Source organism: Pedococcus sp. NPDC057267, from assembly GCF_042668795.1.
Taxonomy (GTDB): Bacteria; Actinomycetota; Actinomycetes; order Actinomycetales; family Dermatophilaceae; genus Pedococcus.
Genome location: NZ_JBHUYG010000001.1, coordinates 23,143 through 40,176 on the forward strand (window position 1 = coordinate 23,143; position 17,034 = coordinate 40,176).

The 17,034-nt window shown below is 72.3% G+C and carries 12 protein-coding genes and 1 tRNA gene; 2 read left to right on the plus strand and 11 right to left on the minus strand.

The window, feature by feature from the left end; genetic code table 11:
• Positions 1-19 precede the first annotated feature (19 nt).
• A complete protein-coding gene (locus tag ACFUC1_RS00095; RefSeq protein ID WP_379115843.1) occupies positions 20-787 on the minus strand; it encodes a class I SAM-dependent methyltransferase in 768 nt (255 codons plus the stop codon).
• Positions 788-863: 76 nt separating this feature from the next.
• Here ACFUC1_RS00095 and ACFUC1_RS00100 point away from each other — a divergent pair, with 76 nt between their 5' ends.
• The gene (locus ACFUC1_RS00100) at positions 864-2,015 is read left to right on the plus strand and encodes a glycosyltransferase family 4 protein (protein WP_379115844.1); all 1,152 of its coding nucleotides are present in this window, start codon (positions 864-866) and stop codon (positions 2,013-2,015) included.
• Here the strand turns inward: ACFUC1_RS00100 and ACFUC1_RS00105 are convergent, their stop codons facing one another.
• From ACFUC1_RS00105 to polA, 3 genes are all read right to left on the minus strand, one after another.
• Complete coding sequence (locus ACFUC1_RS00105; protein ID WP_316009050.1) at positions 2,016-2,219, minus strand: hypothetical protein; 204 nt, start codon at positions 2,217-2,219, stop codon at positions 2,016-2,018.
• A 108-nt stretch (positions 2,220-2,327) separates the two neighbouring features.
• A complete protein-coding gene (locus ACFUC1_RS00110; protein WP_379115845.1) occupies positions 2,328-3,971 on the minus strand; it encodes a hypothetical protein in 1,644 nt (547 codons plus the stop codon).
• Positions 3,972-3,978: 7 nt separating this feature from the next.
• On the minus strand, positions 3,979-6,651 hold the full coding sequence (gene polA, locus ACFUC1_RS00115; RefSeq protein ID WP_379115846.1) for a DNA polymerase I: 2,673 nt from the start codon (positions 6,649-6,651) through the stop codon (positions 3,979-3,981).
• Positions 6,652-6,718: 67 nt separating this feature from the next.
• Between polA and ACFUC1_RS00120 the strand changes: the two genes are divergently transcribed.
• Positions 6,719-7,117: a PaaI family thioesterase gene (locus ACFUC1_RS00120; RefSeq protein WP_379115956.1), complete on the plus strand. Its 399-nt coding sequence runs from the start codon at positions 6,719-6,721 to the stop codon at positions 7,115-7,117.
• Between the two features lie 23 nt (positions 7,118-7,140).
• On the opposite strand, the gene ACFUC1_RS00125 is transcribed toward ACFUC1_RS00120, so the two are convergent.
• The 7 genes from ACFUC1_RS00125 to gltB all read right to left on the minus strand — a co-directional run bounded on the left by ACFUC1_RS00125 (position 7,141) and on the right by gltB (position 16,941).
• Complete coding sequence (locus ACFUC1_RS00125; RefSeq protein WP_379115847.1) at positions 7,141-7,704, minus strand: GNAT family N-acetyltransferase; 564 nt, start codon at positions 7,702-7,704, stop codon at positions 7,141-7,143.
• A gap of 223 nt (positions 7,705-7,927) precedes the next feature.
• Entirely contained in the window at positions 7,928-8,458 is a 531-nt protein-coding gene (locus tag ACFUC1_RS00130) for a GNAT family N-acetyltransferase (protein ID WP_379115848.1), read from the minus strand.
• A 2-nt stretch (positions 8,459-8,460) separates the two neighbouring features.
• A complete protein-coding gene (locus ACFUC1_RS00135; RefSeq protein WP_379115849.1) occupies positions 8,461-9,084 on the minus strand; it encodes an ANTAR domain-containing response regulator in 624 nt (207 codons plus the stop codon).
• Positions 9,085-9,237: 153 nt separating this feature from the next.
• Positions 9,238-9,320: transfer RNA gene (locus ACFUC1_RS00140), tRNA-Leu, on the minus strand.
• Between the two features lie 92 nt (positions 9,321-9,412).
• Complete coding sequence (gene pyk / locus ACFUC1_RS00145; protein WP_379115850.1) at positions 9,413-10,867, minus strand: pyruvate kinase; 1,455 nt, start codon at positions 10,865-10,867, stop codon at positions 9,413-9,415.
• An 82-nt stretch (positions 10,868-10,949) separates the two neighbouring features.
• Positions 10,950-12,404, minus strand: a complete 1,455-nt coding sequence (locus tag ACFUC1_RS00150) for a glutamate synthase subunit beta (RefSeq protein ID WP_379115851.1) — start codon at positions 12,402-12,404, stop codon at positions 10,950-10,952.
• Complete coding sequence (gene gltB / locus ACFUC1_RS00155; RefSeq protein ID WP_379115852.1) at positions 12,397-16,941, minus strand: glutamate synthase large subunit; 4,545 nt, start codon at positions 16,939-16,941, stop codon at positions 12,397-12,399. Before gltB ends, ACFUC1_RS00150 begins: the two co-directional genes overlap by 8 nt.
• Positions 16,942-17,034: the final 93 nt, after the last annotated feature.

Consider the following 17,034-nt stretch of genomic DNA (forward strand, 5'->3'; position numbering starts at 1 on the left):
CGCCGGTCGAGCTCCTGCGTCACCGCTTCTCGACCACGATCACGACGTTCCAGCTGACCACCTCGCGCAGCCCCGGGACGCGCACGACCCATCGCGCCCACCACGGGTGGTACCGCGGCAGCACCTCGACGACACGCAGCTCCCCGCGGGCCTCCGCGGCGCGCGTCCAGCGCAGCATGCGCCCGGCGGAGCAGGCGAACAGGGACCGCCCGAAGTCGTTCTTCGGGCGGTGCCCGTGCCGCGCGGCATACCGGTTGGCGGCACGGCGCCCACCGAGGTAGTGCCACGGCGCGGTCTCGTGGCCGCCCCACGGCGAGAGCCACGGTGTCCAGGACAGGACGACGAGGCCGCCCGGCCGGGTCACGCGCAGCATCTCCGCCGCCATGGCCTCGGGGTCGGGGACGTGCTCGAGCACGTTGCTCGAGTACGCGACGGTCACCGCGTCGGACGCGATCGGCAGCTGCAGCCCCGACCCGCGGACGGCGTTGGTGCCCACGTGCCCACGTGCGGTCAGCTCGCCGACGTCCGGCTCGACCCCGGCGTAGGACGCACCGGCCCGGGCGAAGGCATCCGCGAAGTAGCCCGGGCCTCCCCCGATGTCCAGGACCCGCGCACCGTCGATGGGCGCCCACCGCAGCACCTCGGCGACCGAGTCACGGGCCAGGGTCGAGTAGAACCTGTCGGGGTCGGTCTGCTCGACGAGGAAGGCGCGGAAGAGGGCCACGGACCGGCGCAGCGACCCCCGCGGCAGCTCCGACGCCACTGAAATCTCGCCCGACTCGACCACGCGGAGAACCCTAGTGCCGCTACGGTTACCCATCGGTCACTTTGGGCCACACCCGACGTTGTGAGGATCTGCACAGGTGCGAATCGCCTTGCTGAGCTGGCGTGACTTCACGCACCCCGAGGGCGGCGGCGCCGAGCACTACCTCGAGACCGTCGGCGCCGAGCTCGCCGCGCGCGGGCACGAGGTCGTCATGTACTGCGCGTCCCACGGCGACGCCCCGGCCACCGAGGTGCGCGGGCGGCTCACCCTGCGCCGCCAGGGCGGCCGCTTGAGCGTGTATGCCGCGTGCGTCCGGGCCCTGCGCCGCGACGAGCGCGAGCACGGCCCCTACGACGTCGTGGTCGACACCCAGAACGGCATCCCCTTCTTCTCCCCGTTCGGCACCCGGACGCCGGTCGTCGTCCTGGTCCACCACGTGCACCGCGAGCAGTGGCCGGTGGTCTTCTCCCCGTGGGTGGCGCGGATCGGCTGGGCCATCGAGTCGCGTCTGGCACCCCTGGTCTACCGCCGGAACCAGTACGTCGCCGTGTCGGGCCGCACCCGTGACGAGCTGGTCGGGCTCGGCGTCGAGGCCGGCCACGTGGCCGTCATCCACAACGGCACGGACGCGCCCCGGGCGCTCGACGTGCCACGCGCGGCCACCCCGACCCTGGTCGTCCTGGGCCGCCTCGTCCCGCACAAGCGGGTGGAGCAGGCCATCGACGTCCTCGCCCGCCTGCGCCCGATGCACCCCGGGCTGCAGCTGCGCGTGGTCGGGCACGGCTGGTGGCACGACAACATCGCCGCCCACGCGGAGGCCTCGGGTGTCGCCGACGACGTGCACCTGCTCGGCTTCGTCGACGAGGGGACCAAGCACGCCGAGCTGGCGGCGTCCTGGGTGGCGCTGGCCCCGAGCGTCAAGGAGGGCTGGGGCCTGTGCGTCGTGGAGGCCGCGAGCCACGGCGTCCCGACCGTCGCCTACCGGGACGCCGGCGGCCTGTCGGAGTCGATCGTGGACCGCCAGACGGGGGTCCTGGTCGGCGACGTCGACGAGCTGACCCACGAGGTCGCGATGCTGCTCGCCGACCACGAGCGCCGGGAGGAGATGGGCCGGCACGCCCGCGAGTACGCCCAGCAGTTCACCTGGACGAGCACCGCGGACCACTGGGAGCGGCTGCTCACCGAGGTGGCACGGCGAAGGGCGCCGGTCGCGATGACCGACGCCCGTTCGCGGACCAGGACTGGCTGATCAGCCGCCGTACGGGATGAGGGTGCTCGGGTCGACCGGGTTCTGGCGGCCGTTCTGCACGGCGACGCTGTCCTGCGGACCCTGGGTGCTCACCACGGTGACGACCGCTGCCGTCGCGGCGCCTCCGCCGATGACGATGCTGAGCAGCGTGACGGCAAGGGCGGACGAGATCTCGCCACGCTCGGTGCGACGCAGAAGCTTCATGGGTGCAGGGCCCTCCAGGGTCGTTGGTGCGGCAGATGTTACCGACTGGTTGCCCTCAGGGTGCAACTTCGCCGGAACTCGCGGTCAGCGTGTCACGGGACCCAGGGGTCAGGGAGTCACCGCCCACACGGCGAAGTGGGGAGTCTCCCGCTCGACGACGACGCCCGCTCCCCGCACAGGGACCCGCCCCGGCGTGTCCTTCCAGACCAGCACCGCGGAGACCCCGGCACGGCGCAGCGTCGCGGCATCGAGGGTGTCGGAGCCGCCTAGCGCAGCGAGGGTGGCGGGGTCGTCGTCGACCACCACCACGGCGCCGTCGCGCACGACGGTGAGCTGGCGCGAGGCCACGACGTCCGCCGGGACGGCGCGCGAGGTCGGGTCCAGGAAGGGGTCGGGGCCGGCCCACGGCACCCGGCGGAACGGCTGCCACGGCAGGACGAGCAGCGCACGGTCGCCCGCAGCACGCGCCGCTGCGTCGACCGCCGGCTGCCAGTCCGCCGGCACGGTCACGGGCCGGTAGGCCCCGCGGACCTCCCCCGGCAGGTCGGGCACGGACAGGACGGCGAGGCTCGCCAGCGCGACCGCGACCGCAGCACGGCGTGTGCCGTGCGCTCGCGACTGCCCCGGCCGCGCCGCCGGCCTGCTGCTCCCCCGGGCCACGAGGGACGCCAGGAGCACAGCGGCCGTGAGGGCGGTCGGGGCCAGCCACCGGTGGGTGTCACGGCCGATGGCCACACCGGGCACCGCCTGCAGCGCCGCGAAGGGGGCCAGCCCCGGACCGGCTGACACGGCCCACGCCAGGAGCACCGGCCCCAGCCAGGCAGCCCCCACCAGGGGCCCGAGGCGTCGGTCCGGGCCCCGGGCCAGCCGCACCAACGCGGCCGCGCCCAGCAGGGCGAGCACCAGGCCGGCCACCACCGCCACGGCCGTCCCCCGAGACCCCGGGCGAGCTGCCGGGGCCCAGATCCCGCCCAGGGTGAGGAGGGAGCCGAGGGTCCCGAGCGGGGTGTCCGCAGCAGCCGCGAAAGCGCGGGCGCCGTCGGGGTCAGCGGCACCCTGCCGGTGGACCAGCGCGGCCACCACCCACGGCAGGCACCAGGTGACGGCCAAGGACCCCGTCGTCACGAGCCAGCGGGCGCTGCGGCGGTGGCCGGTCAGCAGCGAGGCCACCACCGTGGCGACGCCTGCGGTCAGGCCGCCCCACGGGGTGAGGGCCGCGGGCAGCGCTGCGAGCAGGAGGGCTGTGGCGGCACGCCACCCGGTGAGCCGGGACCGCACGACGACGACCACCCACGGCAGCATCGAGTAGGCAAGGAGGGTCGGCGGCTGGCCGACCAGGAGTCGCTCGGCGACGTACGGGTTCCACCCCGCGACGACCGCAGCCACCACCATGCTGGCCGGTCCCCACGGCCGCACCAGCACGGCCGCGCCGAGGCTCGCGAGGAGGACGGACCCCAGGAGCATGAGCTGCTGCTGGGCACCCACGGGCAGCACGGCTGACAGCGCGGTCGTGACCGCGTCGAGCGGCACGGCGCGCGGCGCCGAGCCCCCGCCCCAGGTCGTGGGGCTCCAGCGCGGGTGCGGCACCCCGACGAAGTCGCGGTAGAGCAGCACCCCCGGGCCAAGCGAGCCGCCCGTCACCGCGAGGGCGACGGCGGCCGAGGTCACCCCGGCCAGCGCGAGGTCACGTCGGACCCACTGCCGCTCCGCCGGCTCGCGGTCCGCGCGAGCCGGCAGGCCCCTGCTGCCCACGGAGGACTCAGTGCGCGGCGTCGTGCCAGGAACGGCCGACCCCGACGCTGACGTCGAGCGCCACGTCCATCTCGACCGCGTGACCCATCTCGCGGCGCACCAGCGCCTCGACGTCGTCCCGTTCCCCCGGTGCGATCTCGAGGACGAGCTCGTCGTGCACCTGGAGGAGCTGGCGGGACTTCGCCCCGGCCTCGGCCAGCGCGCGGTCCACGCGGAGCATCGCGACCTTGATGATGTCGGCCGCGGAGCCCTGGATGGGGGCGTTGAGGGCCATCCGCTCCGCCATCTCGCGGCGCTGGCGGTTGTCGCTGGTGAGGTCGGGCAGGTAGCGGCGGCGGCCCAGCATGGTCTGGGTGTAGCCCGTCGCCCGCGCCTCGGCCACCACGTCCCGCAGGTACTCGCGCACCCCGCCGAACCGGGCGAAGTACTCGTCCATCAGGCCCTGGGCCTCGCCCGTCGAGATCGTCAGCTGCTTGCTCAGCCCGAACGCCGACAGCCCGTACGCGAGGCCGTACGACATCGCCTTGACCTTCGACCGCATCTCCAGGGTGACGTCCTGCGGCTCGACCGAGAACACCCGCGACCCGACGAACCGGTGCAGGTCCTCGCCGGTGCGGAACGCCTCGATCAGCCCCTCGTCACCGGACAGGTGGGCCATGATCCGCATCTCGATCTGGCTGTAGTCGGCCGACATCAGCGACTCGTACCCGTCGCCGACGACGAACACCTCGCGGATCCGGCGGCCCTCCTCGGTGCGGATCGGGATGTTCTGCAGGTTCGGGTCGGTCGAGGACAGCCGGCCGGTCGCGGCGATCGTCTGCTGGTACGTCGTGTGGATGCGCCCGTCCTCGGCGACCGACTTGAGCAGCCCCTCGACCGTGACCCGCAGCCGGGACGCGTCGCGGTGCCGCAGGAGCGCCTCCAGGAAGGGGTGCTCGGTCTTGGCGTAGAGGTCGGTCAGCGCGTCGGCGTCGGTGGTGTACCCGGTCTTGGTGCGCCGCGTCTTGGGCAGCCCGAGCGTCTCGAACAGGACGACCTGCAGCTGCTTGGGCGAGCCGAGGTTGATCTGGTCGCCGCCGATCGCGTCGTAGGCGTCCTGCTGGGCCTCACGCACCTTCGCGGCGAAGTCGGCCTCGAGGCCGGTCATCGTGTCGACGTCGGCCGCGATGCCGGTGCGCTCCATGCCGGCCAGCACCCGCTCGAGCGGCAGCTCGACGTCCTGCTGCAGCGACGCGCCACCCGTGGCGTCCAGCTGCTCCGACAGCGCCGCCGCGAGGTCGAGCACGGCGCGGGCGCGGACCATGGCGTCCTGCGCACCACCGAGGTGCTCGTCGCCGAAGTCGAGCAGGCCCTGGCCGGTCGACTCGGTCTCGGCACGCAGCTCGCGGCCCAGGTGGCGCAGCACGAGGTCGGCCAGGTCGTACGACCGCTGGTCCGGCCGCACGAGGTAGGCGGCCAGCGCGGTGTCCGTCGCCACTCCCTGCAGGTCCCAGCCCCGCGCGTACAGCGCGAGCATCGGCCCCTTGGCGTCGTGCAGGACCTTGGGCCGTTCGGGGTCGGCCAGCCAGGCACCGACGGCCGCCTCCCCCTCGGGGTCCAGGGTCGTGAGGTCGAGGTATGCCGCGGCGTCACCCTCGGTAGCCAGCGCCAGGGCCGTGGCATCGCCCGTACCCCGGCCCCAGTGGCCGACGAGGTGCAGGCCCACGCGGGCTCCCGGAGCGGCATACGTCTCGAGCCACCCGGACACCTGCTCGGGCGCGAGCACGGCGCCCTCGAGGTCGAACCCGTGGTCGGCCTCCTCCTGCGGCGCCTCGAGGTACTCGAAGAGGCGGTCGCGCAGGACGCGGAACTCGAGGCTGTCGAAGACGGTGTGGATGAGCTCGCGGTCCCAGTTCCTGCGCTCGAGCTCGTCGATGGTGACGGGCAGCGGCAGGTCGCGGACGAGCTGGTTGAGGCGCCGGTTGCGCAGCACGTCGTTGAGGTGGTCGCGCAGCGACTCACCCGCCTTGCCCTTGATCTCGTCGGCGTGGGCCACCACGCCCTGGAGGTCGCCGTAGAGGCCGAGCCACTTCGCAGCGGTCTTGGGCCCGACGCCCGGGACACCGGGCAGGTTGTCGCTGGACTCGCCGACGAGGGCCGCGAGGTCGCTGTAGCGCTCGGGTGAGACGAGGTACTTCTCCTCGACCTTGGCGGGGTCCATCCGCCACACCTCGGAGACACCGCGGACGGGGTAGAGGAGGGTGACCTTGTCGGTGACGAGCTGGAAGGCGTCGCGGTCGCCCGTGCAGATGACGACGTCCATGCCCTGCTCGGTGGCCTGGGTGGTCAGGGTGGCAATGACGTCGTCGGCCTCGAAGCCGTCGACCTCGACCCACCGGATCTTGAGCGCGTCGAGGACCTCGCGCACCAGCGGGATCTGCCCCGAGAACTCGCCGGGGGTGGCCGACCGGGTCGCCTTGTAGTCGGCGTACTCCTCGCTGCGGAACGTCTGCCTCGAGACGTCGAAGGCGACGGCCACGTGGGTCGGCTGCTCGTCGCGCAGCACGTTGATGAGCATCGAGGTGAAGCCGTAGACCGCGTTGGTGTGCTGGCCCGTGCTCGTGGAGAAGTTCTCCGCGGGCAGCGCGAAGAAGGCGCGGTAGGCAAGCGAATGACCGTCGAGGAGAAGCAGGCGACTCACACGTGGCAGCCTAGGGCCCGTGACCGACACGACGAACCACGAGGCCTTTCTCGAGGCCCTCGAGACCATGAACCCGAACTCGCTCATGAAGCGGATGGAGATCGAGATCCTCGAGGCCTCCCCCGAGCGGGTCGTCGCCCGGATGCCCGTGGAGGGCAACACCCAGCCCTACGGCCTGCTCCACGGCGGGGCGTCGGTCGTGCTCGCGGAGACCCTCGGGTCGATCGGGTCCGCCCTGCACGCCGGCCCGGAACGGATCGCCGTCGGCCTGGACATCAACGCGACCCACCACCGGGCGGCGCGGTCGGGCTTCGTGACCGGCACCGCGACCGCGCTCTCGCTCGGGAGCACCCTGGCGTCGTACGAGATCGTCGTCACCGACGACCACGACCACCGCGTGTGCACCTGCCGCATCACGTGCCTGCTCCGCAACGCCCCTCCCGGAGCCCCGCGGCCCGGCGCCTGACGCGCCGCCACGTGGTGAACCGGTCAGCCGGCGAGGCGGCTGCCGGCGGTGGCGCGCGCCTTGGCCCGCAGCGACCGGCGGCGGTGCAGCAGCTGCTCGAGCGAGGCGTGGTGCCGCTCGTCGGTGCCGAGCCGGCGGCGCAGGGCCGACACCGTCGTGATGCGGCGCACCACCTGGGAGCTGAAGCCGAGCCGGGCGAAGAAGCGGTTGGCCTCTCGGTGCTGGGCCGGGACGTTGCAGCCGATCTGCTCGCAGCCGCGCGAGTCGGCATACAGCGTCACCGCGCTCATGAGCTGGCGGGCCACGCCGTGCTTGCGCTGCTCAGGCGCCACGTAGAGCTGGTCGATGGTGACGCAGGGGGCCTCCGTCAGCGCGGAGAACGGGCTCGTCGCAGCGACCGCGAAGCCGACGGCCTGCCCGTCGCTCAGGGCGATGTACGCCCGGACGTCCTCGCGGTGCAGGGCTGCGGTGATCCGCCCCTCGGAGGCGGCGCGCGACGCGACCTCGGGGCTCACCCCCGCCTCGACCCTCGACGCCATCCAGAGCTCGGCGAAGGATCGCTCCTCGTCCTGGCCGACACGTCTCACGCTGATCGAGGGACGGCTCACAAGACTCCTCCAAGGTCCTTGGTCAAGCTCCTGCAGGCTCGGCCCCCCCGACCGATGTCAGGTACCCGGTCGGGCACCCGAAGGAGGACTCTAGGCCCACTGACGACTCTCGGGAAAGGGTGCGCTTTCAACAATCGTCCGGATGGGTGAGATTGCCTTCGGCAACCATCGTTGGGCGTGGCCACGCGGGCCCCCGGACACCTCACAACGCCCGCTCGAACACGTAGTCGTCCTCGTACCGGGCCCCCACGAGGAAGCGCTTGGTGCCGACCTGCTCGAACCCGCTCTTGCGGTAGAACCGCTGGGCGCGCTCGTTGAGCTGGTTGACACCGAGCCAGACCCCGGCCGCGCCACGTCCGGCAGCCGAGTCGAGCACGGTCTGCATGAGCAGCCGGCTCACTCCCGCACCGTGGTGCCCGGGCAGGACGTAGATCTTGGACAGCTCGGCCGTGGGGCGCAGCCGCAGCGCCGCGCGCACGTCCGGGTCGGCGGGCTCGCCGTCCACCAGCATCGCGTAGCCCGCGGGCCCGTTGGCGTCCTCGGCGAGGAACAGGTCACGGGCCGGGTCGGCGAGGTACCGCTGGAAGCAGTCGACCGACAGGACGTCCGCGACGAACGTCGCCACGGACTCCGGCGTGACGTGCGGCGGGCAGGCGAGCGCGAACGTGGCGGCAGCCACGGTGTGCAGCGTCTCGGCGTCGTCGGCGGTGGCGGCGCGGACCGTGACCGCCACGCTCAGGCCTTGTCCATCCCCGTGATGACGGCCTCGGCGACCTCACGCATGCCCAGGCGGCGGTCCATCGCCGTCTTCTGGATCCAGCGGAACGCCTCGGCCTCGCTGATCTTCAGCTTCTTCTGCAGGATGCCCTTGGCCCGGTCGACCGCCTTGCGGGTCTCGAGCCGCTCGCCGAGGTCGGCGATCTCCTGCTCGAGCGCCTTGACCTCGGTCCAGCGGTGGCGGGCGATGTCGATGGCCGGACCGAGGTCGCTCGCGGTGAACGGCTTGACGATGTACGCCATGACCCCGGCGTCGCGGGCGCGCTCGACGAGCTCGGTCTGGCTGAACGCGGTGAGCATGACGACCGGGCAGATCCGGGCCGCGCCGATCTGCTCGGCGGCGGTGATGCCGTCCATGACCGGCATCTTGACGTCCATGATGGCGAGATCGGGCTGGAGCTCGGTGGCCATCTCGACCGCCTGCTCGCCGTTGCTCGCCTGGCCGACGACCTCGTAGCCCGCCTCGGTCAGCATCTCGGCCAGGTCGAGGCGGATCAGCGCCTCGTCCTCGGCGACCAGGATGCGCAGGGCGGTCGGCGCCGCGGTGTCCTCGGCGGGGGTCTGTGCCTGGGTCTCGCTCACCCGGACAACCCTAGTTGACGCACGTTAACGGCACGTTGCGGGTGCGTGTGCCCGGCGTTCCGGGCTGCCGGGGACCATCCCTGCCCGGGGTGTGGCGGGGCCTGGCCGGAGCAGGAGCGCACCCCGCCCGGTCGGGGCGGGGTGCGGTCGCGGTGCCGAAGGGGGGACTCGAACCCCCACGCCCTTGCGGGCAGAGCATTTTGAGTGCCCCGTGTCTGCCATTCCACCACTCCGGCCACACCGGCACACGCAGCCGGCACGGGCGCCCGCAGGCGCGCGCACAGCATACAAAGGCGCAGGTCCGCCCCGGACCACGAGGCGAGGTGCCTCAGAGCTCGTTGAGGTCCTCGTATGCCGGGGCCACACCGTTGACCGCGTCGCCCATCTTGTGCACGCGCAGGGCGTTGGTCGACCCGGGGATGCCGGGCGGCGAACCGGCGACGAGGATCACGAGGTCGCCCTCCTGGGCCCGCCCCTCGGCGAGCAGCGACCGGTCGACCTGCAGCGCCATCTGGTCGGTGTGCCGGGCCATCGGGACGAGGAAGGTCTCGATGCCCCAGGCCAGCGCCAGCCGTGAGCGGGTGTGCTGCTCAGGCGTGAAGGCCAGCATCGGGATCCGCGGACGCATGCGGGACATGCGCTTGGCCGTGTCGCCGGACTGGGTGAAGGTGATGAGGAACTTGGCCCCGAGCAGGTCGCCGATCTCGACGGCCGCGCGGGAGACCGCGCCGCCCATGGTGTGCGGCTGCGTGCCGAGCGGAGGGATCCGCTCGAGCCCGTGCTCCTCGGTGCTCTCGATGATGCGGGCCATGGTGCGGACCGCCTCGATCGGGTGGGCGCCCACACTGGTCTCGCCCGACAGCATGAGCGCGTCGGCGCCGTCGAGGACGGCGTTCGCGGCGTCGGACGCCTCGGCCCGGGTCGGGCGCGGGTTCTCGATCATCGACTCGAGCACCTGGGTCGCGACGATGACCGGCTTGGCCTGGCGGCGGGCGATCTCGATGGCTCGCTTCTGCACGATCGGGACGTCCTCGAGCGGCAGCTCGACGCCGAGGTCGCCCCGGGCGACCATGACGCCGTCGAACGCCTGGATGATCTCGGCGAGCGCCTCGACCGCCTGCGGCTTCTCGATCTTGGCGATGACCGGCAGCCGCACCCCGACCTCGTCCATGACCTCGTACACGTCGTCGAGGTCGGCGGCCGACCGCACGAACGACAGGGCGATCATGTCGGCGCGCAGCCGCAGCGCCCAGCGCAGGTCCTCCTTGTCCTTCTCGGACAGGGCGGGGACGGACACCGCGACGCCGGGCAGGTTGATGCCCTTGTTGTTGGAGACCGTGCCGCCGACGGTGACGGTGCACCGGACGTCGGTGTCGGTCACCTCGGTCGCCTGCAGGGCCACCTTGCCGTCGTCGATGAGCAGGACGTCACCGGGGCGGACGTCCCCGGGCAGGCCCTTGTAGGTGGTGCCGACCTCGTCCTGGGTGCCGTCGACCTCGCGGGTCGTGATCGTGAACGTGTCGCCGTTCGCGAGCGAGACCGGGCCCGAGCTGAACCGGCCGGTGCGGATCTTCGGGCCCTGGAGGTCGACGAGGACGCCGACGGCGTGGCCGGTCTCGTCGCTCGCCCGTCGGATCTCCTTGTAGATCCGCTCGTGCTCGGCGTACTCGCCGTGCGAGAGGTTGAGCCTGGCCACGTCCATCCCCGCGTCGACCAGCTCGCGGATCTTCTCGGGGGTGGAGACGGCCGGGCCGAGGGTGCACACGATCTTGGCGCGACGCATGTGTCGACCTTATCGGGCGTCCCGACACGGACGTGACCCCGGTCACCCTCCGGACAGCCGGGAGGGTGACCGGGGTTCGCGGTCAGACGACGAGGGGGCGGTCGGTCGGGTTGATCGGCCGCGGCAGCGCGGTCGACCCAGTGAGGTACCGGTCGACCCCGGCCGCTGCGGACCGGCCCTCGGCGATGGCCCAGACGATGAGCGACTGCCCGCGTCCGGCGTCCCCGGCGACGAACACGCCGGGCACCGACGTCATGTAGTCCTTGTCCCGCTTGACGTTCGAGCGCTCGTCGAGCTCGACCTCGAGCTGCTCGACGACACCCGGGCCCTGTGGCCCGAGGAAGCCCATCGCCAGCAGGATCAGCTGCGCCGGGAGCACCCGCTCGGTGCCCTCCACCTCGACGAACCGCCCGTCCTGCATGGTGACGTCGACCAGGCGGATCCCGCTGACCTTGCCGTCCTCGCCGAGGATCTCCTTGGTGGACGCGGCATACAGCCGCTCGCCACCCTCCTCGTGCGCGGAGGCGACGCGGAACAGCATCGGGTAGGTCGGCCACGGCTGGCCGGCCGCCCGCTCCTCCCCCGGCCTCGGCATGATCTCCAGGCTGGTGACCGAGCGAGCGCCCTGGCGGTGCGAGGTGCCGATGCAGTCGGCGCCGGTGTCGCCGCCGCCGATGACGATGACGTCCTTGCCCTCGGCCGTGACCTGTCCCTCGACCTCCTCGCCGAGCGCGACCCGGTTGGCCGGCGGCAGGAAGTCCATGGCCTGCATGACACCGTCCAGCTCGCGCCCCGGTACCGGCAGGTCACGCGGCACGGTGGCGCCGACGGCCAGGACGACGGCGTCGTACCGGTCGCGCAGCTGCCTGCCCGTGATGTCCTCGCCGACGTTGACGCCGCTTCTGAAGCGGGTGCCCTCGGCCTCCATCTGGGCGATGCGCCGGTCGAGGACCGCCTTCTCCATCTTGAACTCGGGGATGCCGTACCGCAGCAGGCCACCCGGCTTGTCGGCGCGCTCGAACACCGCGACGGTGTGGCCGGCCCGGGTCAGCTGCTGGGCCGCCGCGAGACCGGCCGGGCCGGACCCGACGACCGCGACCGTCTTGCCGGAGAGCCGCTCGGGCGGCTGCGGCTGGACGTACCCGGAGTCGAAGGCACGCTCGATGGTCGTGACCTCGACCTGCTTGATCGTCACGGCGGGCTGGTTGATGCCGAGCACGCAGGCGGTCTCGCAGGGCGCCGGGCACAGGCGGCCGGTGAACTCCGGGAAGTTGTTGGTCGCGTGCAGCCGCTCGATCGCCTCGCGCCAGTCACCCCGCCACGCCAGGTCGTTCCACTCGGGGATGAAGTTGCCCAGCGGGCAGCCGCTGTGGCAGAAGGGGATGCCGCAGTCCATGCAGCGTCCGGCCTGGCGCTGGAGCTGCCCGAGCTCCTGCTCCTCGTAGACCTCCTTCCAGTCCCTGATGCGGACCGGGACGGGCCTACGGGCGGGCAGCTCGCGCTCACGGGTCTTCAGGAAGCCCTGGGGGTCAGCCACGGGAGGCCTCCATGATCCGCTCCCACACCTCGGGGCCGTCGACGTCGAGTCCTTCCGCCTCGGCGGCGGTGCGCACGTCCAGGACGCGCTGGTAGTCACGGGGCAGCACCAGGCTGAACCTCTCCTTCGCGGTGTCCCACTCCTGCAGCAGGTGGGCCGCCACGGCCGACTCGGTCCAGTCGAGGTGGCGCTGCAGCAGGTCGCGGACGGTCGTCTCGTCGTCGGGGCGCAGCGGCCCCACGTCGACGAGCTCGGGATTGACGCGGTCCCGGTCGAGGTCGAGCACGTAGGCCACTCCCCCCGACATGCCGGCCGCGAAGTTGCGACCGGTCGGGCCGAGCACGAGGACGGTCCCGCCGGTCATGTACTCGCAGCCGTGGTCGCCCACGCCCTCGACGACGGCCGTGGCACCGGAGTTGCGGACGCAGAACCGCTCGCCGACCATCCCGCGCAGGAACAGCTCGCCGGTGGTGGCGCCGTACCCGATGACGTTGCCGGCGATGACGTTCGCCTCGGCCTGGAGCGGGGCGCCGCGGTCCGGCCGGACCACGACACGTCCGCCCGACAGGCCCTTGCCGACGTAGTCGTTGGCGTCGCCGAGCAGACGCAGGGTGATCCCGCGCGGCAGGAAGGCGCCGAGCGACTGGCCGGCCGACCCGGTGAGGGTGAGGTCGATCGTCCCGTCGGGCAGGCCCTCGGGGTGCGCCTTGGTGACCTCGTGGCCGAGCAGCGTGCCGATCGTGCGGTTGACGTTGCGGACCGCGACCTCACCGGTGACGGGCGTGCCGTCGGTGATCGCCTCCCGGGCGATGGCGATGAGGCTGTGGTCGAGCGCCTTCTCCAGCCCGTGGTCCTGACCCGTGGTGTTGCGGCGGGCCGAGCCGTCGGGGCTCTGGACGTCGGCGAAGATCGGCGACAGGTCCAGGCCGGCGGCCTTCCAGTGGTTGACCGCCTTCGTGGCGTCGATGGCGCCGACCTGGCCGATGGCCTCCTCGAGCGTCCGGAAGCCCAGGGCGGCCAGGTGCTCGCGCACCTCCTCGGCGATGTACTCGAAGAACGTCTCCACGAACTCGGGCTTGCCGGAGAAACGCGCCCGCAGCTCGGGGTTCTGTGTCGCGATGCCGACGGGGCAGGTGTCGAGGTGGCAGACGCGCATCATGACGCAGCCGCTGACCACGAGGGGCGCCGTCGCGAAGCCGAACTCCTCGGCGCCGAGCAGTGCCGCGATGATGACGTCGCGTCCGGTCTTGAGCTGGCCGTCGCACTGCACCACGATGCGGTCCCGCAGGCTGTTGAGCACCAGCGTCTGCTGGGTCTCGGCGAGGCCGATCTCCCAGGGCCCGCCGGCGTGCTTGAGCGAGGTCAGCGGCGAGGCGCCGGTGCCGCCGTCGTGGCCCGAGATGAGCACGACGTCGGAGTGCGCCTTGGAGACACCGGCCGCGACCGTGCCGACCCCGATCTCGGAGACGAGCTTGACGTGGATCCGCGCCTCGGGGTTGGCGTTCTTGAGGTCGTGGATGAGCTGGGCGAGGTCCTCGATCGAGTAGATGTCGTGGTGCGGCGGCGGGCTGATGAGGCCGACGCCCGGCGTGGAGTGCCGGGTCCTGGCCACCCACGGGTACACCTTGTGGCCGGGCAGCTGGCCGCCCTCACCGGGCTTGGCGCCCTGCGCCATCTTGATCTGGATGTCGCCGGACTTGGTGAGGTAGAGCGAGGTGACGCCGAACCGGCCCGACGCGACCTGCTTGATGACCGAGCGCCGCTCGTCGTCGAGCAGCCGGTCGACGTCCTCGCCGCCCTCACCGGTGTTCGAGCGGGCGCCCAGACGGTTCATGGCGATCGCGAGCGTCTCGTGCGCCTCCTGGCTGATCGAGCCGTACGACATGGCGCCGGTCGAGAACCGCTTGACGATCTCGCTGACCGGCTCGACCTCCTCGAGCGGCACCGGGGGCCGGTCGGGCGAGGAGGTGAACTCGAACAGCCCCCGCAGCGTCATCAGCCGCTCGGACTGCTCGTCCACGCGCTGGGTGTACTGCTTGAACACGTCGTACCGCCGCTGCCGGGTCGAGTGCTGCAGCCGGAAGACGGTCTCGGGGTCGAACAGGTGCGGCTCGCCCTCGCGGCGCCACTGGTACTCGCCGCCGACGGCCAGCTTGCGGTGCGGGAGGCGCACGCCGTCCGGCGGGTATGCCGCGGCGTGCCGCGCCGCGGTCTCCGCGGCGATCACGTCGAGCCCGATGCCGCCGAGCTGGGAGACGGTGCCGGTGAAGTAGCGGTCGACGAGCTCTTGCGACAGGCCGATCGCCTCGAACACCTGGGCACCGCGGTACGACGCCACGGTCGAGATGCCCATCTTGGACATCACCTTCAGGACGCCCTTGCCGAGCGCCTTGATGAGGTTCGCGACGGCCTTGTCCGGGGTGACCCCGGTGATGTGGCCGGACCGCACGAGGTCCTCGACCGACTCCATGGCGAGGTAGGGGTTGACCGCGGCGGCGCCGTACCCGATGAGCAGGGCGACGTGGTGCACCTCGCGGACGTCGCCGGCCTCGACCACGAGGCCGACCAGGGTGCGGGTCTTCTCGCGGATGAGGTGGTGGTGGACGGCGGAGGTGAGGAGCAGCGACGGGATGGGCGCGAGGTCGCGGCCGGAGTCCCGGTCGGACAGCACGATGAACCGGGTGCCCTCGGAGATGGCCCGCGACACCTCGGCGAAGATCTCCTCGAGCCGCGCCTCTAGGGCCGCTGCACCACCGGAGACGTCGTACAGGCCGCGCACGACGTGGGTCGCGTAGCCCGGCAGGTCGCCGTCGGCGTTGACGTGGACGATCTTGGCCAGGTCGTCGTTGTCGATCACCGGGAACGGCAGCACGACCTGCCGCGCGTGCGCGGGCGTGGCGGTGAGCGCGTTGCCCTCGGGGCCGATGACCGTCCCGAGGGAGGTGACGAGCTCCTCGCGGATCGCGTCGAGCGGCGGGTTCGTCACCTGCGCGAACAGCTGGGTGAAGTAGTCGAAGATGAGCCGCGGTCGGTCGGACAGGACGGCGATGGGCGTGTCGGTGCCCATCGAGCCCAGGGCCTCCGCGCCGCTGCGGGCCATCGGCGACAGCAGGATCTTGAGCTCCTCCTGCGTGTACCCGAAGGTCTGCTGACGGCGGGCGACCGAGGCCGCGGTGTGCACGATGTGCTCGCGCTCGGGCAGGTCGTCGAGGTGGATGAGGCCGGCGTGCAGCCACTCCTCGTAGGGCTGCTGCGCCGCGAGGGAGGACTTGATCTCGTCGTCGGAGACGATCCGGCCGTGCTCGGTGTCGACGAGGAACATCCGCCCCGGCTGCAGCCGGCCCTTGCGGACCACGCGGCTCGGGTCGAGGTCGAGCACGCCGGCCTCCGACGCCAGCACCACGAGGCCGTCGTCGGTGACCGAGTAGCGACCGGGCCGCAGCCCGTTGCGGTCGAGGACGGCGCCGATGAGCGAGCCGTCGGTGAACGTCACCGCGGCCGGCCCGTCCCACGGCTCCATGAAGGTGGAGTGGAACTCGTAGAAGGCCCGGCGGGCCGGGTCCATCTCCTCGTGGTTCTCCCAGGCCTCCGGGATCATCATGAGGACGGCGTGCGGCAGCGACCGGCCGCCGAGGTGGAGCAGCTCCAGCACCTCGTCGAAGGACGCGGAGTCCGAGGCGCCCGGGGTGCAGATCGGGAACAGGCGGTTCAGGTCACCGGGGATGACGTCGGAGACGAGCTGGCTCTCGCGGGCGCGCATCCAGTTGCGGTTGCCCTTGACGGTGTTGATCTCGCCGTTGTGGGCGATGAGCCGGTACGGGTGGGCCAGCGGCCAGGACGGGAAGGTGTTGGTCGAGAACCGGGAGTGCACCAGCGCCAGCTGGGTCTCGAACCGGCGGTCGGACAGGTCCGGGAAGAACGGCTCGAGCTGCCCGGTCGTGAGCATGCCCTTGTAGACGATCGTGCGGCACGACAGCGACGGGAAGTACACCTCGGTCTCGCGCTCGGCCCGCTTGCGCAGGCAGAAGGCGAGCCGGTCCAGGCCGAGTCCCACCATGCGGCCGACGGCGGCACTGACGAACAGCTGCCGGAAGTAGGGCATGCAGTCGCGGGCCACCTGGCCGACGAGCTCGGCCGAGATCGGCACGTCGCGCCACCCGAGGACGTTGAGGCCCTCCTCGCGGGCGATCTGCTCGATCCGCTCGACGGCGGCAGCCCGCTCGGCCTCGTCCTGGGGCAGGAAGGCGGTGCCCACAGCATACGCCCCGCCGACGGGGAGGTCGAAGTCCACGACGGCCCGGAAGAACGCGTCCGGCACCTGGGTGAGGATGCCGGCGCCGTCGCCCACGAGCGGGTCGGCGCCGGTGGCGCCCCGGTGCTCGAGGTTGCGCAGGGCGGTCAGGGCGTGGTCGACGATGTCGTGACCGGCACTGCCCCGCATCGTCGCCACGAGCGCGACGCCACAGGCGTCGTGCTCGAACTCACGGCGGTAGAGCCCGGTGTCGGCGGGCTGGGCGGAGAAGCGCGTGTCGGACACGGGCGGGTCACCGTCCTCGGGGGTCGTAGGGCGTGTGCACAACCCTCGCAAGGGCGCACGGGGCACGCGCGTGGACGGCCTTGGCCACGGCGC